Source organism: Pseudomonas sp. Tun-23181 (assembly GCF_057415455.1).
In genome coordinates, this window is the sequence record NZ_CM171630.1 from 5,760,001 (window position 1) to 5,782,945 (window position 22,945).

Sequence of the window (22,945 nt, forward strand, 5' to 3'; positions counted from 1 at the left end):
GGAGACACACGGCGGGTGCTAACGTCCGTCGTGAAAAGGGAAACAACCCAGACCGTCAGCTAAGGTCCCAAAGTCATGGTTAAGTGGGAAACGATGTGGGAAGGCTTAGACAGCTAGGAGGTTGGCTTAGAAGCAGCCATCCTTTAAAGAAAGCGTAATAGCTCACTAGTCGAGTCGGCCTGCGCGGAAGATGTAACGGGGCTCAAACCATGCACCGAAGCTACGGGTGTCACTTAGGTGACGCGGTAGAGGAGCGTTCTGTAAGCCTGTGAAGGTGAGTTGAGAAGCTTGCTGGAGGTATCAGAAGTGCGAATGCTGACATGAGTAACGACAATGGGTGTGAAAAACATCCACGCCGAAAGACCAAGGTTTCCTGCGCAACGTTAATCGACGCAGGGTTAGTCGGTCCCTAAGGCGAGGCTGAAAAGCGTAGTCGATGGAAAACAGGTTAATATTCCTGTACTTCCGGTTATTGCGATGGAGGGACGGAGAAGGCTAGGCCAGCTTGGCGTTGGTTGTCCAAGTTTAAGGTGGTAGGCCGAGATCTTAGGCAAATCCGGGATCTCAAGGCCGAGAGCTGATGACGAGTGCTCTTTAGAGCGCGAAGTGGTTGATGCCATGCTTCCAAGAAAAGCTCCTAAGCTTCAGATAACCGGGAACCGTACCCCAAACCGACACAGGTGGTCGGGTAGAGAATACCAAGGCGCTTGAGAGAACTCGGGTGAAGGAACTAGGCAAAATGGCACCGTAACTTCGGGAGAAGGTGCGCCGGCGAGGGTGAAGGACTTGCTCCGTAAGCCCATGTCGGTCGAAGATACCAGGCCGCTGCGACTGTTTATTAAAAACACAGCACTCTGCAAACACGAAAGTGGACGTATAGGGTGTGACGCCTGCCCGGTGCCGGAAGGTTAATTGATGGGGTTAGCGCAAGCGAAGCTCTTGATCGAAGCCCCGGTAAACGGCGGCCGTAACTATAACGGTCCTAAGGTAGCGAAATTCCTTGTCGGGTAAGTTCCGACCTGCACGAATGGCGTAACGATGGCGGCGCTGTCTCCACCCGAGACTCAGTGAAATTGAAATCGCTGTGAAGATGCAGTGTATCCGCGGCTAGACGGAAAGACCCCGTGAACCTTTACTATAGCTTTGCACTGGACTTTGAGCTTGCTTGTGTAGGATAGGTGGGAGGCTTTGAAGTGGGGACGCCAGTTCCCATGGAGCCATCCTTGAAATACCACCCTGGCAACCTTGAGGTTCTAACTCAGGTCCGTGATCCGGATCGAGGACAGTGTATGGTGGGTAGTTTGACTGGGGCGGTCTCCTCCCAAAGAGTAACGGAGGAGTACGAAGGTGCGCTCAGACCGGTCGGAAATCGGTCGCAGAGTATAAAGGCAAAAGCGCGCTTGACTGCGAGACCCACACGTCGAGCAGGTACGAAAGTAGGTCTTAGTGATCCGGTGGTTCTGTATGGAAGGGCCATCGCTCAACGGATAAAAGGTACTCCGGGGATAACAGGCTGATACCGCCCAAGAGTTCATATCGACGGCGGTGTTTGGCACCTCGATGTCGGCTCATCACATCCTGGGGCTGAAGCCGGTCCCAAGGGTATGGCTGTTCGCCATTTAAAGTGGTACGCGAGCTGGGTTTAGAACGTCGTGAGACAGTTCGGTCCCTATCTGCCGTGGACGTTTGAGATTTGAGAGGGGCTGCTCCTAGTACGAGAGGACCGGAGTGGACGAACCTCTGGTGTTCCGGTTGTCACGCCAGTGGCACTGCCGGGTAGCTATGTTCGGAAGAGATAACCGCTGAAAGCATCTAAGCGGGAAACTCGCCTCAAGATGAGATCTCACTGGGGTCTTGAACCCCCTGAAGGGCCGTCGAAGACTACGACGTTGATAGGTCGGGTGTGTAAGCGCTGTGAGGCGTTGAGCTAACCGATACTAATTGCCCGTGAGGCTTGACCATATAACACCCAAGCAATTTGCGTGCAGCGGATTGCGGTGGTGAAGACGCAAGGCCGAAAGTTCGCAACCACAAAGATCACGTATCCGAATTGGCTGGAGTGTCCATCTGGATGTTCTGGCAACAGAATTTCTTGACGACCATAGAGCATTGGCACCACCTGATCCCATCCCGAACTCAGCAGTGAAACGATGCATCGCCGATGGTAGTGTGGGGTTTCCCCATGTGAGAGTAGGTCATCGTCAAGATTCATTTCGCAAAACCCCTATCTGCGCGAGCAGGTAGGGGTTTTGTCTTTCTGGCGCTGGGCTGGGGATTGGCGGTGGCCCCATCGCTGGCAAGCCAGCTCCCACAGGTACAGCGCAGACCTGCAAGCCAGCGCCATCCCTGTGGGAGCCGGCTTGCCGGCGATGGGGCGCGAAGCGGCCCCACTGGCGACATATCAAGGGCACTCACCCCCGAGCCAGCTCCGCCAGGTGTGCGCTCGCCTCTTCACTCTTGAGGACCAGTACATCCCCTTCCAGAGAGTCGAGCACCACCTCCGACGTATTGCCGATCAAGGCACCGGAAATGCCTGTCCGGCCCACGGTACCGATGATGGTCACCACCGCATCCAGTGCCTTCTCGCTATAGGGAATCAGCACGTCCGCTGGCCCTTCGGCGATATGCAGGTGTTCATCGTCAATGCCATATTCGGCCTGGAAGGCCGTGCAGGCTTCGCGGTAACGCTGCTCGATGGTTTCCGAGAGTTGGTAGGTCGGGTCTGACGCCGACAGCATGGGAGAAGGATGAGCAGTGGCCACGTGCAGCTCACCCTTGGCCAGGGTGGCGATGGCATGACCGTGGTCGATGATGCTGGCATGCAAGCGGCGGTGGTCTTCATCGTTGTTGCCCACATCCACTGCCGCCAGGATCACGCCACCGGTCCAGGGGCGCTCGCTCTTGACCATCAGCACCGCACACGGGCAATAGCGCAGCAGTTTCCAGTCGCCGGGCGTCAGCAGGGCCTTGCGCAACGGATTGTCCGGACGATGCTCCTTGATCACCAGTTCGCAACCTTCGGCCTGCTGTACGGCGATGATCGATTCGTACAGGCTGTCATGCCACGCCTGTTCCTGGGTGACGTTATCGTAACCGTCGTCATGCAACTGGCTGGCGAGCAGGCTGAGCAGGGCACTGTGGTCCTGTTTCTTGTCGCACATCAGCAGGTGCAGACGTGCACCGGTCACACCCGCAATGAGCTTGGCCCGGGTCAGGGCCCGGCTATGGGCATGCTCGGGATCGAGAACGACGAGGATGCTGCGGACGGCTTGCATGGGCAGGGCTCCCTTGGGAAAAGACGGCCAATGTCTGACTATAGTCGGCGTCCCGCACGGTGCTGCTTGACATGCATCAAGCATAGCTGCTGGCGATCGGCGCCGCCCCCGGTATAATCGCCGGTTCTGCCGTTGGCCTGTGTAGCTGTGAGTTTATGTCCCTGATTCCCGAAATCGACGCCTTCCTGGGCTGCCGTACCCCTGATGCCTGGATCGAGGCAGCGCTCGCCGACCAGGAAACCCTGTTGATCGATCACAAGAACTGCGAATTCAAGGCGGCCAGCACGGCCTTGAGCCTGATCGCCAAGTACAACACCCACCTTGACCTGATCAACATGATGTCGCGCCTGGCCCGTGAGGAACTGGTGCACCACGAGCAGGTGCTGCGCCTGATGAAGCGTCGTGGCATCACCCTACGACCGGTCTCGGCGGGGCGCTACGCTTCCGGCCTGCGGCGTCTGGTGCGCGCCCATGAACCGGTCAAGCTGATCGATACCCTGGTGGTCGGTGCCTTCATCGAGGCCCGCAGTTGCGAGCGCTTCGCCGCCCTGGTGCCGCACCTGGACGAGGAGTTGGGTACCTTCTACCACGGTCTGTTGAAAAGCGAAGCCCGTCACTACCAGGGCTACCTGAAGCTCGCCCACCAGTATGGAGACGCGGCAGACATCGCCCGTGTCGTGGAGCAGGTGCGTGAAGCGGAAGCCGAACTGATCCGCTCCCCTGACCAGGAGTTCCGCTTTCACAGCGGTGTTCCACTGCAGGCAGCCTGACCCCTAGGACATCAGTGACGCCGTCCCAGCAGCAGGCCCACCACCAGGCCGAGCCCGGCACTGATCGCGACGGTCTGCCACGGATGGCCGCCGATATAGTCCTCGGTGGCCTCCACCACCGGTTGCGCCTTGTCGCGCAGCTTGCTCGTCGCCTGCTGGGCCTGGCGCAGCTTCAGGCTGATCTGGGCACGCAGGGTGTCGGCTTCCTCGCCCACCAGCGAGGCGCTGTCGTTGAGCAGCCGCTCGGACTCCTCGATCAGTGCCTGCAGTTCGCTGAACACCTGGTCCTTGATCTGTTCGCTGTCGGCTTGCGCAGTGGTTTTCCTGGCCATAACACGTCCTCGTCGCTGGGTTGTCAGAGCAATGGATAACGGTGCCTCGGGAAAGTTGCAGCGGCGTACCGGCCACCGGCCGCTACGGTGTAAGATAGCGTCCATTTTCACGTTGCAGGTAATCCCATGAGTTTCAATCTGGCCAACAGAAGCTTCGAGGAACGAGCGCAGATCGAGGCGGAGAAAGCTCGGCTGTTCGAGCTCTGGCAAAACAATCTCGGCAAGGCCAAGGGCGAGGCCGGCCGCTTGATCGCCGAGAAGCCCCGGCGCAAAGGCAAGTGGGCCGAATGGGTGCGCGCCGAACTGGACGCCCTGTCGCCACCCGAATACGCCAACATGGTGCGTAGCGAAGTCAACAAGATGATGGCGGCTGCCAGCGCCAATCGTTGATAGCGGCCGATAGGCAGGGCAGGAGCGCGGACGCAAGGTCGCCGCAACGCTTTCCCGCCGTAGCCTTACCTGGCCAAGCCAGCCTCCGGCAGGTCGAGCTTGCCTTTGTCGGTGAAGCGCACGGTGCCCAGCGGGCCGCCGGCCAGCTTGCCGCGCAATACGTAAGGTAGCCCCTGCAACGAATCCAGTCGGCTCAGGCCATAGGCCTGGCGCAGCACGGCGAATGCGGTGATGCTAACCGGCACCACGATCACGGCCTCGTCGTAGCGGCCGATGTGCCCTTGCTGGTCGCTGACACCAGCGGCCAGGGGTTGGCCATTGACCTCCAGGTTGAGGGCGATGCCGTTGAAGTCGACGGGCGTTTCGTTGGGGTTCTGCACGCGAATCTTCACCGCCATGCGCATTTCCAGCTCCTGCCCCGGCAGCGGCTCGATGCCGATCACGCTGATGTTCAGCGGGTCGCGGGGCTGGAACAGGGCGCAGGCATTGAGGGCGCAGGCAAGCAGCAGGATCAGCCAGAAACGGGCAGGGCGAGCAGTCATGGAGGCGGGCCTTGGCGTTGAAAGCGAGTTGGCAGTGTGGCAAATGCACGGCGGCGTTGAAAGTACCGGGCCTTATGAAAGATACTGTTTCTCATTAACGCCCGATAATCTCTCTTACTGGCCCATCCATCTTCCATGCTGACGTCTCCCGCGTCTGGTCTGCTGGCGAGTTTCCAGGAGCACTACGACGACCTGTTGCAGTTTCTCACCCGGCGCATGAGCGACCGGCAGCGTGCCGCCGACGTGGCCCAGGAGACCTACCTCAAGCTGGTGAAGATCGAGGCGCAGGCCGTCCCCGTGCTGCATGCGCGCAGCTTCATCTTCCGGGTCGCCGGCAACCTGGCGATCGATGCTCTGCGACGCGAACAGCGCCTGGCGGCCAATCATGAGGGCAGCGACGACGCAGGTGAGGTGCCGTGCCCAGCACCGGCACCGGAGGCCGTGCTGCTGGCCAGCGAGCGCCTGCAGATGCTCGACGAAGCCCTGCTGCAGTTGTCCAGCAATGCCCGCCAGGCCTTGCTGCTCAATCGCGTCGAGGGCCTGACCCAGGCGCAGATCGCACAACGGCTGGGCGTTTCCGAGAGCATGGTGGCAAAATACATCGGCCAGGCGTTGCGCCATTGCCGCGACTGGCTCAAACACAACCATGACTGACGCCCTCACCATGCCCACGCCGCAACCGCTCAGCGACCTGTCCGACGATGCCCTCGACTGGCAGGTATTGCTGCATTCGGGCAACGCCAGCGCCGCCGACCGCTCGCGCTACCAGCGCTGGTGCCGACTGAGCCCGGCCCATGCCGAAGCGGCCAGGGAGGCCGAGGCGCTGTGGCTGGATATCGGTCACACGGTGAGTGCGCAGGTTTTCGAAGCCGCCCCGGCACCACGCAAGCGCCGCTGGCTTGCCGGTATCGCCGCTTCGGTGGTGCTGGCCTTGGCCGGCTACACCGGGTGGCAGCAGGCGCCGGTGTGGCTGGCCGACTACCATACCGGCATTGGCCAGCGGCAGAGCATCACCCTGGCCGATGGTTCGCGAGTGACCCTCAACAGCGCCAGCGCGCTGTCCGTGGCGTTCAACGAGCGTGAACGCCGGGTGCTGCTGGAAGCGGGCGAGGCGTTGTTCGAAACGGCGCCTGACCCTCGCCCGTTCGTGGTCGAGACGGCAGGTGCGCCCGTACAGGGTGGCGAAGCGGTGTTCAGCGTGCGGCGCGAGGCCAGCGGCAGCCGCGTGGTGCTCGCTCAGGGCGAGGCTACGGTAGGCGGCAGGACGCTGCCGGTGTCGCCGGATGCCCAGGCCCAGACCGCCTGGCAGCGTGGCAAGCTGATCTTCAATGGCAAGCCCTTGGGGCAGGTGCTTGCCGAACTGGAGCGCTACCAGCACGGGCGGATCCTGCTGCCCGACACCCAACTGGCAGCGCTCGAGGTCAGCGGCGTGTTCGACCTGGACGACCCGCAGGCCTTGCTGCGCACCCTGGAGCAGCGCTATGCGCTGAAGGTCACCTACCTGCCGTGGTTGGCAGTGGTTCACTGAGCGAAAAAAAGTTTGAGTTTTTTTGCCTTTCGGACTGCAAGTTCGTGAGCGCTGGAACGTCGTAGTGGGACTGATCAGCAACCCATTCTCATTTACGACTTGTCTGGAAGCTCATTCGTGAAGGCTACGCTCAAGCTCCTGCACCGCCGCGGCGGCCGCTTCAACCCTGTCCTGTTGTCCTGCAGCGCACTGGCCATCCTGGCTGGGCCCATGCAGGCGTTGGCCGCGACGGCGCCCGCCGATGCCCAGGTGCAGGCTCGCCAGGTCCAGTTGAACCTGCCAGCGCAATCCCTGGACCAGGCGCTCACCCGCTTCGCCGACCAGGCGGGCCTGCACCTGCTGTACACCACCAGCGACGTGGCCGGCCTGCGCAGCCCGGCGCTGCGGGGTAGCTACAGCATCGAGCAGGCGTTGCAGCAGTTGCTCGCCGGCAGTGGCATGAGCTGGCAGTTCAGCGACGCCCGTACGGTAACCCTGCGCAAGGCCGAGGCCGCTCCGCAGAGCGTCAGCCTCAAGCCTATCGAAGTCAGCGTGGCCTCGCGCACCAGCACGGCGATCAGCGAGATCCCCGGTACCGTCTGGGTGGTCGACCAGCAGCAGCTGCGCGAGCAGATCGACAGCGGCGTGAGCCTCAAGGAGGCCATCGGCAAGCTGGTGCCGGGCCTAGACCTGGCACCGGAAGGGCGCACCAACTATGGCCAGAACATGCGCGGACGCAACGTGCTGGTGATGATCGACGGGGTCAGCCAGAACAGCTCCCGTGGCCTATCGCGCCAGTTCGACAGCATTTCGCCGTTCAACGTCGAGCGCGTCGAGGTGCTCTCCGGCGCCAGCGCCATCTATGGCGGCGGCGCCACCGGCGGCATCATCAACATCGTCACCAAGAAGGGCGAACCGGGTCCGCTGCGTTTCGAGACCCAGCTCGGTGCCAGCAGCGGTTTCAACAACAGTGACGACCTGGCCACCCGCGTCGCACAGTCCATCAGTGGTGGCAACGACCGAGTCAACGCCCGCCTGGGGATTTCCGGGGAGCAGAACGAGGCCTTCTACGATGGCGGCGGCGACCAGATCTTCATCGACAACACCCAGACCGACCTGCAGTACAACCGCACCATCGACGTGCTCGGCACCCTGGGCCTGACCTTCACCGAGGAACAGAGCCTGGACCTGTTGGCCCAGTACTACGATTCCGGCAACCACGGCAGCACGGGCATCTATTTCCCGCACCTGAACCACAACGCGCCGTCGGACCTGGAGGATGCCGAACTGCGCAGCGGCTATTCCTCGGACCTCGAGCCGCGCACCCGGCGCCTGCTGCTCAACGCCAACTACCACCACACCGATGTGCTGGGCCAGGACTTCTACCTGCAGGCCTCGTATCGCAAGGAAGACGACAACTTCTACCCGTTCCCTTACTACAACCCCGGCACGCCGGCAGGATCGCGTGGCGTGTACTTCGCCGCCTCGCAGCAGAACTTCGAGGTCAGCAGCCTGAAGGCATTGTTCGCCAAGCAGTGGGACACGCTCAAGCTGACCTATGGCGTCGACCTGGACCGCGAGCGCTTCAACGCCGAGCAGACCACGTTCGATGCGCAAACGTCGTCCGAGAGCGGTGGCCTCGACCTGGACAAGGCCAGCAAGGCGCCGCGCTACCCCAGCTACCGGGTGGACGGCGTCTCGCTCTACGCCCAGCTGGACTGGCATGCCACCGACAACCTGACCCTTTCCGGCGGTGCGCGCCGCCAACAGATGGATGTGGATGTCAGCGACTTCAAGAACGTGCCCGGTGGCAGCAACGACTACCAGGTCAACCTGTACAACCTCGGTGCCATCTATGACTTCAAGAACGGCCACCAGGTGTGGGCCAACTATGGCGAGGGCTTTGACCTGCCTGACCCAGCCAAGTACTACGGCAAGCCGGGCTTGAGCGTGGCCGACAACCCGCTGGCGGGCATCAAGAGCCGCCAGGTCGAGCTGGGTTGGCGCTATGGGGACCTGGACTGGGATGCCCAGGCGGCGCTGTACTACATCTGGTCGGACAAGGTCATCAACTTCGATGCCCAGACCCTGGCCATCGATGTGGATGACAAGAAGAGCCGCGACTTCGGTTTCGAAGGCGCCTTGACCCGCCACTTCCAGAGCGGCTGGGAGGCCGGTGGCACGCTGCACCTGGTGCGGTCGGAGGAAGAGGATGCCGATGGCGACTGGATCAAGCGCGATGCCCGCTATGCGTCGCTGTCCAAGTCCACCGCCTTCGTCGGCTGGAAGGGCGAGGGGCGTAGCGCGCGCCTGCAGGCCAACCATGCCTTCACCCTCGAGGACGATGCCGACCACGAGATCGACGGCTACACGACCTTCGACCTGCTGGCCAGCCAGGACACTGGCTTCGGCACGTTCAGCGCGGGCATCCAGAACCTGCTGGACAAGCAGTACAGCACCGTCTGGGGGCAGCGTGCGACCCTGTTCTACTCACCGACCTATGGGCCGGCCTACCTCTATGACTACCAGGGGCGCGGGCGCACCTACACCCTGACCTGGAGCCTGGCCTACTGAGTGCAGGTACTTAGGGCCAGCTCGCTCCTACAGGTTCGGCGCTGACCTCAAGTGCAGCGCGGTCTCTGTGGGGCTTGCCGGCGATGGGCTGCAAAGCCGCCCCAACTACGCTGTACAGGCGAACGCTGCCAGCAAATCCTCGGCAAACGCCTGTTGCGCTTCACCCGGCACCCGGCCACGGTGACGGGCGAGGGTAAAAGGCACGACGAAATCCAGGGACGGATCCAGCGCCCGCAACGCCCCCTGCGCCTCCCAAGGCCCGGCGCAGTGGCAGGGCAGGTAGCCGATGTGCCGGCCAGACAGGATGAAGGTCAGCACGCTGTCGATTTGCTCGGCCTGCGCCGAACTGCGCTGGCTCATGAAGGGTTCGCCACCCTTGAGAAGGCGGTAGGAGTGGCGCACCTGGTCGGCCTCGAGCAGGGCCTGGCGGTCCACCTGCCCCTGGGTGAACAGCGGATGCTGCCTGCCGCAGTACAGGCGCTGGGTTTCCTCGAACAGCGGCTGGTAGTCGAAGGCCGCCTGGTTGCCGGAAAAGTAGCTGATGGCGTAATCCAGGCGCTGCTCCAGCAGCAGGCGCTCAAGCTCCGCCGGCGGCGCGCTGATCAGCTCCAACTGCACCGACTCCTCGCGCTGACGAAAACGCCCGATGGCCTCGGCCAGGCGCAGGGTGATGACCTTGTCCTGGTTCTCCGCCATGCCGATACGCAGCGTGCCCAGCAGCCGCCCGGCCACGCCATTGGCCTGCTGGCGGAACTGCTCGATCTGTACCAGCAGCCCACGGGTCGCCTCGAGCAAACGCTCGCCCTTCTCGGTCAGGCGAAAGCCACTCTTGCCACGGCTGCACAAGCGATAGCCCAGGCGCGTCTCCAGGCGCGCCATCTGCTGGCTGATGCTCGGCTGGCTCAAGCCCAGCACACCTTGGGCGGCACTGAAGCCACCGGCCTCGACTACAGTGACGAACAGCCGCAGCAGGTGCAGGTCCGGGTCTTGCAATTGTCCGAGCATCACATTGCTCCTGATGAATGTCAGCTTTGCAAACTTGCGATTCTTGCAATGTAGCGCGACTGGCATGCTGTCGGCATCCACCCATTGCCGAGGTGTCCACCATGCGCCGTTCGTTATGCCTGTTGTCCCTGGTTCTGGCCCTGCCGCTGCAGGCCGAAGAGAAGGTCGTCAACCTGTACAGCTGGGCTGACTACGTGGCCCCGCAGACCCTCCAGCGCTTCGAGCAGGAGAGTGGCTACAAGGTGCGCTACGACACCTTCGACACCACCGAGGTGCTGGAAACCAAGCTGCTGACCGGCGGCAGTGGCTATGACGTGGTGGTGCCGTCGTCCACCGTGCTGGCCCGGGCGCTCCAGGCCAACGCCTTGCAGCCGCTGCAGGCACAGGCCATGCCGGGCTACGCCAACCTCGACCCGGACCTGCTGGCCAAGCTGGCCGAGGTCGACCCCGGCAACCTCTATGCGCTGCCCTACACCTGGGGCACCCTCGGCCTGGGGGTGAATGTCGAGGCCGTGCGCCAGCGCCTGGGCGACGAGGTGCCGCTGGACAGCCTCGACCTGCTGTTCAAGCCCGAAAACGCCAGCCGGCTCAAGGACTGTGGCATCGCCATGCCCGATTCGCCCCAGGAGGTGATCGGCCTGGCCCTCCATTACTTGGGCAAGGACCCCTATAGCCAGGAAAAGGCGGACCTCGACGCGGCCCAGGCGCTGCTTCGCCAGTTGCAACCCTCGGTCAGCTACGTGGCCAACGGCCGGCAGATCAATGACCTGGCCAACGGCAGCGTATGCCTGGCGCTCACCTACAATGGCGATGCCGCCATGGCGGCCGACCAGGCGCGTCGTGCCGGCAAGGGGTTCGAACTGATCTACCGGATCCCCCGGGAGGGCACCCTGGTCTGGCAGGACAACCTGGCCATTCCCAAGGATGCCCCGCACCCGGAGGCTGCCCGCGCGCTCATCGCCTTCATGCTGCGCCCCGAATCGGTGGCCGAGCTGACCAACACGCTGTTCTTCGCCAACGCCAACCAGGCCGCCACGCCCCTGGTGGACGATGCCGTACGCAACGACCCGGACATCTATCCGCCCAGCGAGGTACGCCAGCGCCTGTATGGCGATCGCAGCATGGCGCTGTCCGACCTGCGCCAGCGCAATCGCCTGTGGACGGCGTTTCGCAGCCGCCAGTGAACAATGACGACAACCAGGAGCCCAACCGTGGAACACGCCCAGAACAACGACCAGGCCATGACCCGTGACAGCCTCTACGGCACCGTCGCGGAAAGCACCTACGCCGGTATCACCAGTTTTTCCCGGCGCCGCTACAGCCGCGACCTGCGCGGGGTCGATGTGGTGGTGAGCGGTGTCCCCTTCGACACCGCCACCAGCAACCGCCCCGGGGCGCGTTTCGGGCCGCGGGCGATCCGTGCCGCCTCGGTACAGCAGGCCTGGGAGCGGCACTGGCCCTGGGCGTTCGACCCGTTCGACCACCTGGCGGTGATCGATTATGGCGACTGCGCCTTCGACAGTGGCAGGCCCGAGTCGGTACCCGACAGCATCGAGGCGCATGCCTCGCGTATCCTGGAGGCCGGTTGCGCCATGCTCACCCTCGGTGGCGACCACTTCATCAGCTACCCGCTGCTCAAGGCCCATGCCAGGCGCCACGGGCCGCTGGCGCTGATCCACTTCGATGCGCACAGTGACACCTGGCCGGACGAGGAGGGCAAGCGCATCGACCACGGCACCATGTTCTGGCACGCTGCCCGCGAGGGGCTGGTGGACCCGGCCAGTTCGGTGCAGATCGGCCTGCGTACCACCAACGACGACAGCCAGGGTTTTGCCATCCTCGACGCTCGCCAGGTCCATCGTCAGGGTACCGAGGCGGTGGTCGCGGCGATTCGCCAGCGGGTTGGCGAGCGGCCGGTGTACCTGACCTTCGATATCGACTGCCTGGACCCAGCCTATGCGCCAGGCACCGGCACGCCGGTCTGCGGTGGCCTGAGCACCGTGCAGGCGCTGGAGATCCTGGGGGGCCTGCGGGGCATCAACCTGGTGGGCATGGACCTGGTGGAAGTGGCGCCGGCCTACGACCACGCCGACATCACCGCCCTGGCCGGGGCGACGCTGGCCATGGAGATGCTGTGCCTGTATGCGGCTCGGCACAAGGTAGATAGCGACGAGTGAGCCCCCAGGGCCTAATCGCGGGCAAGCCCGTTCCCACAGCCTCAAGTTCGGCGCTATTTCTGTGGGGGCGGCCTTGTGTCGCGAATGGAGCGTGAAGCGACCTCTCGGGCCCATACTGAAACATCACGAATCATCTCTATCCGCATTCGCACTTTTGCCGCGAACCTGTAGCGCCTTAGGCTATCCAACGCTTGAGCGCGCTTTTTCGTACAGGGGGTGAAGCATGAATCCCACATTACCGTGCCTGGCCATCGGCCTGTTGCTGAGCCTGCCGCTGCCGGCTGCGCCACTCCCGCAACCGCTGTTCCTCGCCGCTGACAGGAACAACCCGTACAACAGCCCGATCCAGCGCGCCAACCCCAACAGCCGCCAGGGCAGCGTACCGGCCACGCCACCGGTGCGTGGGCCATCGACCCAGCCCAACCCCCGCCCGCCGACCCTGGACAACCGCGGCATCGGCAATGGCGAGAACCTGCGCCGCGAACAGCAGACCCCCAACCTGGAACCCACCCGGCCACCGCGCGACAGCCAACGCGCGCCGTAAGCCCCACCGGAAGGAGCCCCCGCATGACGCCACGCACCTGGTTGACCACCCTGGCCGTCGCCGCCCTGATGCCCCTGCTGGCCCAGGCCACTGCCGAACAGCAGTTTCCCAGCGAGGAGGGGCAGTTGACCGTCAGCACAGTCGCCGACGGCCTGCGCAACCCCTGGGCACTGGCCTTTCTCCCCGATGGCCAGCACATGCTGGTCACCGAACGCCAGGGCAACCTGCGGGTCGTCAGCCGCGAGGGCAAGGTCGGCCCGCCCCTCGCGGGTGTGCCCAAGGTCTGGGCCGTAGGGCAGGGTGGCTTGCTCGACGTGGTGCTGTCGCCGGAATTCGCCCAGGACCGCACCGTCTACCTGTCCTACGCCGAGGAAGGCGCCGATGGCAAGGCTGGCACCGCAGTTGGCCGCGGCCAGTTGTCCCAGGACCTGGCGCGTCTGGAGAACTTCACGGTGATCTTCCGCCAGCAGCCCAAGCTGTCCGACGGCAATCATTTCGGTTCGCGCCTGGTGTTCGACCGCGACGGCTACCTGTTCATCGCCCTGGGCGAAAACAACCAGCGCCCGACCGCCCAGGACCTGGACAAGCTGCAGGGCAAGGTCGTACGCATCCTGCCCGACGGCGAAGTACCCAAGGACAATCCCTTCGCCGGCCAGGCCAACGTACGCTCCGAGATCTGGTCGTACGGCCACCGCAACCAGCAGGGCGCAGCGCTCAACCCCTGGACGGGCGAGCTCTGGACCCATGAGCATGGTCCGCGGGGCGGCGACGAGATCAACATTCCGCATGCGGGCAAGAACTATGGCTGGCCGATCGCCACCCACGGCATCAACTATTCGCTGCTGCCGATCCCCGAGGCCAAGGGCAAGCACGTGGAGGGCATGACGGACCCGCACCATGTCTGGGAGAAGTCGCCGGGCATCAGTGGCATGGCGTTCTACGACCGCCCGACCTTCAGGGCCTGGGACCACAACCTGTTCATTGGCGCGCTGGTGAGCCAGGAACTGATCCGGTTGCAGCTCGATGGCGACAAGATCGTTCATGAAGAACGCTTGCTGGGCGAGCTCAAGGCGCGTATCCGCGACGTGCGGGTGGGGCCGGATGGTTACTTGTACGTGCTGACCGATGCCACGGATGGGGCGCTGCTCAAGGTGGGGTTGAGGGAGGGCTGATTCGTCATTGCTGGGCCCTCGGCGATCATCCTGGCCAACGCAATGGCCGGGGCACCTGTCAGCCAGAACCCGGCGGGATGTCGTACCATGGCGCTTTTGCCCAGGGTGCAACGGCATGCCACTCGACCCCCGAACCCTCTACCAGCAGGCTCTCGATGCGCAGGGTTTCGTCCCCGATGCCGCCCAGGCCTTGGCAGTGGACGCGCTCCAGGCCTGCTTCGAGGCGTTGACCCGGGGTGAATCCACCCAGGGAGTCTACCTCTGGGGCCCGGTCGGGCGTGGCAAGACCTGGCTCATGGACCAGTTTCACCGCTGCCTGCAAGTCGCGGCGCGGCGCCAGCACTTCCACCATTTCATGGCCTGGGTCCACCAGCGGCTGTTCCAGCTCAACGGCACCGCCGACCCGTTGCAGGCGCTGGCCCGGGAACTGGCCGGGCAGATCCGCGTGCTGTGCTTCGACGAGCTGTTCGTCAGCGATATCGGCGATGCGATCATCCTGGGGCGTCTGTTCCAGGTGCTGTTCGACCAGGGCGTGGTGATCGTCGCCACCTCCAACCAACCCCCACACCAGCTGTACCGCGACGGCTTCAACCGCGAGCGCTTTCTCCCGGCGATCGCCGCCATCGAGCGGCACATGCGCGTGCTGGCCGTGGCCGGCGAGCAGGACCACCGTTTGCACCCCGGTGCGGTCCGCCAACGCTACTGGGTCGCTGAGCCCGGCCAGCCCGGTGCCCTGCAGGCGGTGTTCCAGCAACTCAGTCCGACCGATGCGGGGACCGACCAGCCCTTGCAGGTCGGCTCCCGGCAAGTCCGTGTGGTGCGACGCAGCGCGCAGGCGATCTGGTGCCGCTTCGCCGACTTGTGCGAACAACCTCTGGCGGCCATGGAGTTCATGGCCTTGTGCGACCGCTTCGCGGCGATCCTGGTGGACGGTATCCCGGCCCTGGGCGGCACGCAGCGGGCCGGGCGCATCGCCCGGGGCACCGAGGATGGTGCCCGGCGAGTCGAGGCGGGCGACCGCGAGCTGCCGACGCTGGCGCCCAAGGATGACAGCGTGCGGCGCTTCATCGCCCTGGTCGACGAATGCTACGACCGTCGGGTCGCCCTGTACCTGGAGGCCGAAGTCCCGCTCGAAGCGCTCTACACTCAAGGGTATCTGGCGTTCCCGTACCAACGGACCCTGAGCCGACTACGGGAGATGCAACTGCAACGCTTCGCCTGAAGGAGCCGACCATGGAGCCGCTGTCGCATCATCTGCTGACCCAGGCCTACAACAACGGCTGGGCCAACCACCGCCTGTACAAGGCTTGCCTGCAACTGACCCAGGACGAGTTCGTCGCCCCGCGTTGCAGCTTCTTTCCCTCGATCAAGGCCACCCTCAACCACCTGCTGACGGTAGACTGGTTCTACCTGCACGCGCTGGAGTGCGAGCAGCGCGGCGAGGCGCCGGACCCGGATGGTGAGCGCTTTTTCGAGCCCGAGCAGCCGTTCGCCACCTGCGCCGACCTGTATGCCGAGCAGGCCCAGGCCGACCATCGGCTGATCGCCTATTGCCAGCAATTGCGCGATGACCAGTTGCACCGCTACGTGAGCATCGTGCGCCCGGACCGTCTGCAGCGTGAGCCGCGCCTGCGTGTGCTGGCGCACGTGTTCGAGCACCAGATCCACCACCGTGGGCAGGTGCATGCGATGCTCAGCGACACGTCGGTCCGCCCGCCGCAGCTGGATGAGTTCTTCCTGGAAGAGGAAGCCGACCTGCGGGCGGATGATTTCGCCGAACTGGGCTGGAGCGAGGCGCTGGTCTGGAAGTGATGGCGAGGGGCCAATGCCCCTCAGTCATGCGACATTGGGGCTGCGTTGCAGCCCATCGCCTGTATGTTCCCGCACCACACGCCTACCGCTGCAACCAGCCGATCAGCGCCTGGTGGAAACGCTCGGGTTCCTCGATCTGCGGTGCATGCCCCAGGCCTTCGAAGGTCACCAGCTGGCCTTGGGGAATCAGCCCGGCGACCCGCGGCCCCAGTTCCTTGTACCTGCCCAGGCGCGCCTTGACCTCGGGCGGGGCGATGTCGCTGCCGATGGCCGTGGTGTCCTGGTCGCCGATCAGCAGCAGGGTCGGCATCTGCAGGTCCTTGAACTCGTGGTACACCGGCTGGGTGAAGATCATGTCGTAGATCAGTGCCGAGTTCCACGCCACGGCTTCATGCCCCGGGCCCTTGTTCAGGCCCACCAGCATCTGCACCCAGCGCTCGTACTCTGGCTTCCAGCGCCCGGCGTAGTAGGTGTTGCGCTCGTAGTTGCGGACACCTTCGGCATTGAGCTGCAACTCGCGTTCGTACCACTGATCGACAGTGCGGTAGGGCACGCCCAGGGCCTTCCAGTCCTCCAGGCCGATGGGGTTGACCAGGGCCAGGCGCTCGACCTGTTGCGGGTACATCAGGGCGTAGCGGGTGGCGAGCATGCCGCCGGTGGAATGCCCGAGGACGATGGCCTGCTTCACCCCCAGGTGTTCGAGCAGTGCATGGGTATTGTGCGCCAACTGCTGGAAGCTGTACTGGTAGTGCGCAGGCTTGCTGGCGCTGCAGAAGCCCACCTGGTCCGCGGCGATGACCCGGTAGCCGGCCTGGCTCAGGGCATCGATGGTGGTTTCCCAGGTGGCGGCGCAGAAGTTCTTGCCGTGCATCAGCACCACGCTGCGGCCATTGGCCTTGCCCTTGGCCGGCACGTCCATGTAGCCCATCTGCAGGGGCTGGCCCTGGGACCTGAAGTTGAAATGCTCGAGCGGGTGAGGGTAGGCGAAGCCTTCGAGCTGCTTACCATAGGTGGGCGATTCGGCGGCGATGGCCGTGCTGCCAACGAGGCAGGCCAAGGCCAGGGCGGTTGCGCGCAGCATGGGGGCACTCCGTGTAGGGCCATGTAGGAATAGGCGACTGTAGCAGTCTTGACTACCAGAAACAGCCAAGGTGTCACTGGCCTTGCAGCCAGCCCAGGGTGACCATGGCCAGTACCAGGTAACGCCCACCCTTGGCCAGGGTGACCAGCAGCACGAAGCGCCAGAAGGGTTCGCGCATGATCCCGGCGATCAGGGTCAGCGGATCGCCGATCACCGGCATCCAGCTCAACAGCAGCGACCACTGGCCCCAGCGCTGGTAACGCTGCTGCGCACGCTCCAGCTGAGTGGCGCTGAAGGGGAACCAACGACGGTCACGCAGGTGCTCGATGGCCCTGCCCAGCATCCAGTTGACGATCGAGCCCAGCACGTTGCCCAAGGTGGCGACCAGCAGCAGGGTGGCCAGGGCCTCGGGCTGGCGCAGCAACAGCCCCACCAGCACCGCCTCGGATTGCAGTGGCAGCAGGGTGGCGGCGCCGAAGGCGCTGAGAAACAGCGCCCAGAGGCTGAGCATCAATAGGTGGCCACCACTTCGTCCTTGCCGTCGTGGGTCAGGCCGATGACCTGGTAGGGATCCTTGTGGTCACCCATCTCCATGCCCGGCGAGCCCATGGGCATGCCCGGCACGGCGAGGCCCTTGAGGTCGTCGCGGCGGGCCAGCAAGCGCACCTGTTCGGCCGGCACGTGGCCCTCGATGAACTTGCCGTCGATCACGCCGGTGTGGCAGGAGGCCAGGCGTGGCGCGACGCCCAGGCGCTGCTTGACCGCGCTCATGTTCGGCTCGACATGGTCGTTGACGGTGAAGCCGTTGTCGCGCAGGTGGCTGATCCACAGCTTGCAGCAACCGCAGTTGGGGTCGCGGTAGACGTCGATGGTCTCGGCGGCCTGGGCCAGGCCGGTAAAGGCCAGCAGGCCGAGGGTGACCAGGTGTTTGCGCAGCATGATGGTGAAACTCCTTTGGAAAAGCGGGCGCTCAGGCGGATCAGGCCACTGTATCCTCGCTGTCAGCGCCTGTCAGCCAGGTGACGTGGACATGACAAGTCTGTCAGGCAGCCGTGTCGTCGCCTTCCAGGTCGCGTATCAGCAGGCCGTAGTCCAGCGGCACCTGCTCGGGGATCGGCAGGTAGACCACATGACCATCGCCAGGTGCCACCTGGATCGCCTGCTGCTGGCGACCGTGCAGGCGATGCAGGTCGAAGTGGTAGTTGCCCCGCGGGGTCATCAGCTCCAGGTGGTCGCCCACGGCGAAGCGGTTCTTCACCTGGACTTCCGCCAGGCCTTCCACCCGCCGGCCGGTCAGTTCGCCGACGAACTGCTGGCGCTCGGACACCGAGTTGCCGCGCTGGTAGTTCTGGTACTCGTCGTGCACGTGGCGCCGCAGGAAGCCTTCGGTGTAGCCGCGCTGGGCCAGGGACTCGAGGTTGTCCATCAGGCTACGGTCGAACGGGCGTCCCGCCACGGCGTCGTCGATCGCCTGGCGGTAGGCCTGCACGGCACGGGCGCAATAGAAGTGCGACTTGGTCCGGCCTTCGATCTTCAACGAGTGCACGCCCATGTGGGTCAGGCGCTCCACATGCTGGATGGCGCGCAGGTCCTTGGCGTTCATGATGTAGGTGCCGTGCTCGTCCTCGAAGGCAGGCATCGCGTCGCCAGGGCGGTTGCCCTCCTGGAGCAGGAACACCTGGTCGGTCGGGGCACCGATGCCCAGGGTCGGTTCGACCTCGCGGACGATGTCCCCGGTGATGTCCTGCGTGGCCTCGGTGGCCTGGTATTTCCAGCGGCAGGCATTGGTGCAGGTGCCCTGGTTGGCGTCGCGGCGGTTCAGGTAGCCAGACAGCAGACAGCGCCCGGAATAGGCCATGCACAGGGCGCCATGGACGAACACTTCCAGTTCCATGTCCGGTACCTGCTGGCGGATCTCTTCGATTTCCTCCAGCGACAGCTCGCGCGACAGGATCACCCGGCCCAGGTCCAGGCGCTTCCAGAACTCGACACTGGCCCAGTTCACCGTGTTGGCCTGCACCGACAGGTGGATGGGCATCTGCGGGAAGTGCTCGCGCACCAGCATGATCAGCCCGGGGTCGGACATGATCAGCGCGTCCGGCGCCATCTCGACCACCGGTGTCAAGTCCTTGAGGAAGGTCTTGAGCTTGGCGTTGTGCGGGGCGATGTTCACCACCACGTAGAAGCGCTTGCCCAGGGTATGGGCCTCCTGGATGCCCAGGGCCAGGTTGGCGTGGTCGAACTCATTGTTGCGCACCCGCAGACTGTAGCGCGGCTGGCCGGCGTAGACCGCGTCGGCCCCATAGGCGAAGGCGTAGCGCAGGGTCTTGAGGGTGCCGGCGGGAGCCAGCAGTTCGGGCTTGGCGAGTGAGGTCATGTGCGCACCGGGGCAAAAGGCGCGGATGCTAAGGCCAGCGCCGCGTTGCGGCATTGACCTGGATCAAGCGGCCGGCGATGGCACTTTTGCCGATGCCCTGCGCACTAATGTCCAGGACAGTCGAGGAACCTCCATGAACCCTACCGCTTTGCAGAACAAGGCCCTGGCCGTGCTCCTGACGCTGGTGAGCGTCGCTTTCGCGTGGATCCTGCTGCCGTACTACGGGGCGATCTTCTGGGCGGTGATCCTCGGCATCCTGTTCGCGCCGTTGCAACGTAGCCTGCTGGTGCGTGTCGGCCGGCGACGCAACCTGGCCGCCGCCATCAGCCTGCTGATCTGCTTGCTGATCGCCATCCTGCCGGTGATCGTCATCAGCACCTTGCTGGTGCAGGAAGGCGCCGCGCTCTACCAACGCATCGAAAGCGGGCAACTGGACATCGCCGGCTACCTCGAACGGGGCAAGGACATGCTCCCGGCCTTCGCCCAGAACGGCCTGGACCACATGGGCCTGGGCAACCTGGACGGCCTGCGCGACAAGATCAGCAAGTGGGCGACCCAGGGCAGCCAGTTCCTCGCCAGCCAGGCCTTCAGCTTCGGCCAGGGGACCTTCGACTTCCTGGTGAGCTTCGGCATCATGCTCTACCTACTGTTCTTCTTCCTGCGCGAAGGCGCGGACCTGGCGCGCAGGGTCCGTCTGGCCGTCCCCCTGCCGGAGCAGCAGAAGCGCCGCCTGCAACTGAAATTCAACCGGGTGGTGCGCGCCACGGTGAAGGGCAACCTGCTGGTGGCCATCACCCAGGGCGCCTTGGGCGGCTTCATCTTCTGGGTGCTGGGCATCCCCAGCGCGCTGGTCTGGGCCGTGCTGATGGCGTTCCTGTCATTGCTGCCGGCGGTGGGGGCGGGGATCGTCTGGGCGCCGGTGGCGCTGTACTTCCTGCTCACCGGAGCGATCTGGCAGGGCGTGGTGCTGACCGCCTTCGGCGTGCTGGTGATCGGCCTGGTGGACAATCTGCTGCGGCCGATCCTGGTGGGCAAGGACACCCGGATGCCCGACTACCTGATCCTGGTCTCCACCCTCGGCGGCCTGGCGGTGTTCGGGCTCAACGGCTTCGTCATCGGTCCGCTGATCGCCGCGTTGTTCATCTCCAGCTGGGCGATCTTCGCCGATACGAAGCCGCAGGTGCAGTTGCCTTCTTGAGCGCTGCGAAGCGACCCCAGGATCGGCCTAGCGGAAGCTGTACGAGACCCCTGCATACACCCCGAACCCTTCCCCCGGCGTCGAGCGAGCAATGTCCCGTCCGCCATCGTCGTACCCCGGCGTCACCGTCGCTGCATACCGCTTGTTGGTCAGGTTGCGCAGGTCCAGCCAGGTCTGCCAGTCCTGCTTCGGCGAGTTCCAGCCCAGGCGCGCACCGAGCAGGGCATAGGCGTCGGCAGGGTAGCTGTTGGCATAGTCGACCTGGACCTTCGAGGCCATCTGGGTATTGAGCCCGGCGTAGAAACCACTCGGCCAGTCGTAGCGCAGCTCGGCCTGGTAGTAGTGCATGGGAATGCCGGGCAGGCGGTTGTCGCCGAACGTGTCGTCGTCGCGGTAGTGGAAATCGCTGAAGGTGTAGGCCTGGCGCAAGGCCAGCCTTCCCGTGCCGGGGCGTTCCCAGAGCGTGCTGTCCAGGCTGGCCTCGACACCCTGGTGCACGGTGGCGCTGGCGTTGAACTCGGCCGCTGGGGTGCCGGGCACGATCTCCACCGCCAGCAGTTCATGGCGCACTTGCGAGTAGTACCAGGCCAGCTCCCAGCGGCCGAAGGCGGCATCGCCCCGGCCGCCCAGCTCCAGCGTGGTGGCGGTCTGGTTCTGCATTTCGATGGGCTGGATCTGCCCACCGCTCACGGCGGGCGCACTCCAGATCAGCGACCACGGATGTGGCGGCTCCACCGAACGGCTCAGGTTGCCATAGACCTGCACGTTCGGGGTGACGTCGTAGCGTAGCCCCAGGCGCGGTGCGTAGTCCCAGTCATGCTGGCTGACCTTGCCGCCTGCGGTAGGGTAGGTGACATCGCTTTCACGGCGGGTATAGATCATCGCCAGGCCTGTGGTCAGCCACAGGTTGGGAACCAGCTCCAGGTCATTGCCCACGTGCAGCACCGTGTCCGAGCCTTGGTAGCTGAAGTCGCGGGTGCGCTCACCGATGACGTCACGATTGCGCGCGAACTGCGAGGCACCGCTGTTGGGCAGGTGCTTGGTGGTGCGCCAACCGACGGTGGTCTTGCTCTCGTGGCCCCACAAGGTGTCGCGGCGCAAATAGTTCAGTGTCCCACTGACATCGGTATAGGCGACCTTCAGCCGCATCGGGCCTTCGCGCAGGTCCATCGGGTAGTCGTGATAGACCAGCCCGGTTTCCAGGCGAGCATCGTCGTCCAGGTAGAAGGTGGTCTTGTTGCCCACCCAGGTGCTGCCCGGTTGCGGGCGGCTGTCGTCGCGGGCCAGGTAGGCTGGGTTGGCATCGCGGGGGTGATGTTTGATCTGCTGCTTGGTCAGGCGCCCGGCCAGTTCGTTCTCGGTTTCCCGGTAGCGCAGGTAGAAGCGCGTCTCGAGGTTCGGATTGAACCGGTAGCCGACGTTGGCGGCGATGCCTTTGGCGCTGCCGCTGCTGTGCTCTTGGTAGCCGTCGTATTCCGCGTCGGTCAGGGCCACGTAGTAGTCGAGGTCGCCCAGCACCTGGCCGGAGCTGATGTGCCGGTGCTGGTAGCCCCGGCTGCCGACTTCATAGCGCAGTTGCAGCGGCGCGGCATCGTAGCCGGTATGGGTCACGTAGTTGATCGCGCCACCCAGGGCCAGGGCGCCCTGGTCGAAACCATTGGCGCCGCGCAGCACTTCGGCACGGCTGAGCCACAGCGGCTCGAACAGCTCGTAGGGCGTGCCACCAGGACCGGTCAGGGGCAGGCCGTCGAACATCGTGTAGACCCCGGAGCCGTGGGCGCCGGGAGCGCGATTGATGCCCGAGCCGCGGATCGACAGCTTGATGCCGTCGTTGCCTGCCGACTGGGCGAACACCCCGGGCTGGTAGGCCAGCACGTCCTGGTTGCTGGCGACGCGGCCCTGGCCTACCTGCTGCATGTCGACCAGATTGCTCGCCCCCGGCACCTCGTGCAGGCGTTGCGCCGCGGCCTCCAGCTCGCCCTGTCGCTGGTCTTCGATCAGTACCTGGCCGAGTTCCACCGGCGCCGCAGCCATTGTCGGTGTGGCGGCGCTGCTGACCAACAGGCCGAAAGCACAAGTGACAGGTGAAACGGGGCGCATCGTACGACTCCAGGTAGAAGGGGCGGCAGGCAATGGAGGTCAGACGCGCGAAAGGCCGCTCAGAGCACGTCCGGCAGCCGGGTGAAGAT

General features: G+C 64.4%; 20 protein-coding genes, 2 rRNA genes and 1 pseudogene (1 of these 23 cut by a window edge). 14 read left to right on the plus strand and 9 right to left on the minus strand.

Going from position 1 to position 22,945, the window contains the following annotated elements:
• Together ACDI39_RS27060 and rrf are read left to right on the plus strand one after the other, a co-directional pair.
• A 23S ribosomal RNA gene (locus tag ACDI39_RS27060) occupies positions 1 to 1,962 on the plus strand (it extends 929 nt beyond the left edge of the window).
• A 129-nt stretch (positions 1,963 to 2,091) separates the two neighbouring features.
• Positions 2,092 to 2,207: ribosomal RNA gene (rrf, locus tag ACDI39_RS27065) — 5S ribosomal RNA — on the plus strand.
• A 204-nt stretch (positions 2,208 to 2,411) separates the two neighbouring features.
• Here the strand turns inward: rrf and ACDI39_RS27070 are convergent.
• On the minus strand, positions 2,412 to 3,275 hold the full coding sequence (locus ACDI39_RS27070; RefSeq protein WP_225788482.1) for a universal stress protein: 864 nt from the start codon (positions 3,273 to 3,275) through the stop codon (positions 2,412 to 2,414).
• A 155-nt stretch (positions 3,276 to 3,430) separates the two neighbouring features.
• Here ACDI39_RS27070 and ACDI39_RS27075 point away from each other — a divergent pair, with 155 nt between their 5' ends.
• Positions 3,431 to 4,045, plus strand: coding sequence for a MiaE family protein (locus tag ACDI39_RS27075; RefSeq protein WP_225788481.1), 615 nt, complete (start codon positions 3,431 to 3,433; stop codon positions 4,043 to 4,045).
• Between the two features lie 11 nt (positions 4,046 to 4,056).
• Here ACDI39_RS27075 and ACDI39_RS27080 read toward each other — a convergent pair whose 3' ends face one another.
• Entirely contained in the window at positions 4,057 to 4,377 is a 321-nt protein-coding gene (locus ACDI39_RS27080) for an ElaB/YgaM/YqjD family protein (RefSeq protein ID WP_225788480.1), read from the minus strand.
• A 126-nt stretch (positions 4,378 to 4,503) separates the two neighbouring features.
• On the opposite strand from ACDI39_RS27080, the gene ACDI39_RS27085 reads away from it, so the two are divergent.
• On the plus strand, positions 4,504 to 4,767 hold the full coding sequence (locus tag ACDI39_RS27085) for a hypothetical protein (RefSeq protein WP_225788479.1): 264 nt from the start codon (positions 4,504 to 4,506) through the stop codon (positions 4,765 to 4,767).
• Between the two features lie 65 nt (positions 4,768 to 4,832).
• Here ACDI39_RS27085 and ACDI39_RS27090 read toward each other — a convergent pair whose 3' ends face one another.
• On the minus strand, positions 4,833 to 5,309 hold the full coding sequence (locus ACDI39_RS27090) for an LEA/WHy family protein (RefSeq protein WP_225788478.1): 477 nt from the start codon (positions 5,307 to 5,309) through the stop codon (positions 4,833 to 4,835).
• Positions 5,310 to 5,444: 135 nt separating this feature from the next.
• Here ACDI39_RS27090 and ACDI39_RS27095 point away from each other — a divergent pair.
• The 3 genes and pseudogenes from ACDI39_RS27095 to ACDI39_RS27105 form a co-directional block, all read left to right on the plus strand.
• A pseudogene (locus ACDI39_RS27095) lies at positions 5,445 to 5,951 on the plus strand (RNA polymerase sigma factor); the annotation flags it as partial.
• A gap of 4 nt (positions 5,952 to 5,955) precedes the next feature.
• Positions 5,956 to 6,837, plus strand: a complete 882-nt coding sequence (locus ACDI39_RS27100) for a FecR family protein (protein ID WP_225788477.1) — start codon at positions 5,956 to 5,958, stop codon at positions 6,835 to 6,837.
• Positions 6,838 to 7,047: 210 nt separating this feature from the next.
• Entirely contained in the window at positions 7,048 to 9,390 is a 2,343-nt protein-coding gene (locus ACDI39_RS27105; protein ID WP_262924599.1) for a TonB-dependent receptor, read from the plus strand.
• A gap of 105 nt (positions 9,391 to 9,495) precedes the next feature.
• On the opposite strand, the gene ACDI39_RS27110 is transcribed toward ACDI39_RS27105, so the two are convergent.
• Positions 9,496 to 10,395: a LysR family transcriptional regulator gene (locus tag ACDI39_RS27110; protein WP_253167942.1), complete on the minus strand. Its 900-nt coding sequence runs from the start codon at positions 10,393 to 10,395 to the stop codon at positions 9,496 to 9,498.
• Positions 10,396 to 10,496: 101 nt separating this feature from the next.
• On the opposite strand from ACDI39_RS27110, the gene ACDI39_RS27115 reads away from it, so the two are divergent.
• The 6 genes from ACDI39_RS27115 (at position 10,497) to ACDI39_RS27140 (ending at position 16,100) form a co-directional block, all read left to right on the plus strand.
• A complete protein-coding gene (locus tag ACDI39_RS27115) occupies positions 10,497 to 11,579 on the plus strand; it encodes an extracellular solute-binding protein (RefSeq protein ID WP_368815316.1) in 1,083 nt (360 codons plus the stop codon).
• A gap of 3 nt (positions 11,580 to 11,582) precedes the next feature.
• Positions 11,583 to 12,572, plus strand: coding sequence for an agmatinase (speB, locus tag ACDI39_RS27120; protein ID WP_262924596.1), 990 nt, complete (start codon positions 11,583 to 11,585; stop codon positions 12,570 to 12,572).
• A gap of 223 nt (positions 12,573 to 12,795) precedes the next feature.
• Entirely contained in the window at positions 12,796 to 13,116 is a 321-nt protein-coding gene (locus tag ACDI39_RS27125; RefSeq protein ID WP_225788472.1) for a hypothetical protein, read from the plus strand.
• Between the two features lie 23 nt (positions 13,117 to 13,139).
• A complete protein-coding gene (locus ACDI39_RS27130; protein WP_253102359.1) occupies positions 13,140 to 14,288 on the plus strand; it encodes a PQQ-dependent sugar dehydrogenase in 1,149 nt (382 codons plus the stop codon).
• 115 nt (positions 14,289 to 14,403) lie between these two features.
• Complete coding sequence (zapE, locus tag ACDI39_RS27135) at positions 14,404 to 15,510, plus strand: cell division protein ZapE (RefSeq protein ID WP_225788470.1); 1,107 nt, start codon at positions 14,404 to 14,406, stop codon at positions 15,508 to 15,510.
• An 11-nt stretch (positions 15,511 to 15,521) separates the two neighbouring features.
• Positions 15,522 to 16,100 carry a DinB family protein gene (locus ACDI39_RS27140; protein ID WP_225788469.1) on the plus strand — a complete coding sequence of 193 codons (579 nt, stop codon included), beginning with the start codon at positions 15,522 to 15,524 and terminating at the stop codon, positions 16,098 to 16,100.
• A gap of 82 nt (positions 16,101 to 16,182) precedes the next feature.
• Here the strand turns inward: ACDI39_RS27140 and ACDI39_RS27145 are convergent, their stop codons facing one another.
• The 4 genes from ACDI39_RS27145 to trhP all read right to left on the minus strand — a co-directional run bounded on the left by ACDI39_RS27145 (position 16,183) and on the right by trhP (position 19,558).
• Entirely contained in the window at positions 16,183 to 17,181 is a 999-nt protein-coding gene (locus ACDI39_RS27145) for an alpha/beta fold hydrolase (RefSeq protein ID WP_253102360.1), read from the minus strand.
• Between the two features lie 73 nt (positions 17,182 to 17,254).
• A complete protein-coding gene (locus ACDI39_RS27150; RefSeq protein WP_225788467.1) occupies positions 17,255 to 17,692 on the minus strand; it encodes a YqaA family protein in 438 nt (145 codons plus the stop codon).
• Positions 17,692 to 18,120: a DUF411 domain-containing protein gene (locus ACDI39_RS27155; protein WP_225788466.1), complete on the minus strand. Its 429-nt coding sequence runs from the start codon at positions 18,118 to 18,120 to the stop codon at positions 17,692 to 17,694. The genes ACDI39_RS27150 and ACDI39_RS27155 overlap by 1 nt, the downstream gene beginning before the upstream one ends.
• Before the next feature lie 103 nt (positions 18,121 to 18,223).
• On the minus strand, positions 18,224 to 19,558 hold the full coding sequence (gene trhP, locus ACDI39_RS27160; protein WP_253102362.1) for a prephenate-dependent tRNA uridine(34) hydroxylase TrhP: 1,335 nt from the start codon (positions 19,556 to 19,558) through the stop codon (positions 18,224 to 18,226).
• Between the two features lie 133 nt (positions 19,559 to 19,691).
• Between trhP and ACDI39_RS27165 the strand changes: the two genes are divergently transcribed.
• Positions 19,692 to 20,756, plus strand: a complete 1,065-nt coding sequence (locus ACDI39_RS27165; protein WP_225788464.1) for an AI-2E family transporter — start codon at positions 19,692 to 19,694, stop codon at positions 20,754 to 20,756.
• Between the two features lie 27 nt (positions 20,757 to 20,783).
• Here the strand turns inward: ACDI39_RS27165 and ACDI39_RS27170 are convergent, their stop codons facing one another.
• Positions 20,784 to 22,856 (minus strand): TonB-dependent receptor family protein, encoded by a 2,073-nt coding sequence (locus tag ACDI39_RS27170; protein ID WP_225788463.1) that lies wholly within the window; start codon positions 22,854 to 22,856, stop codon positions 20,784 to 20,786.
• Positions 22,857 to 22,945 lie beyond the last annotated feature (89 nt).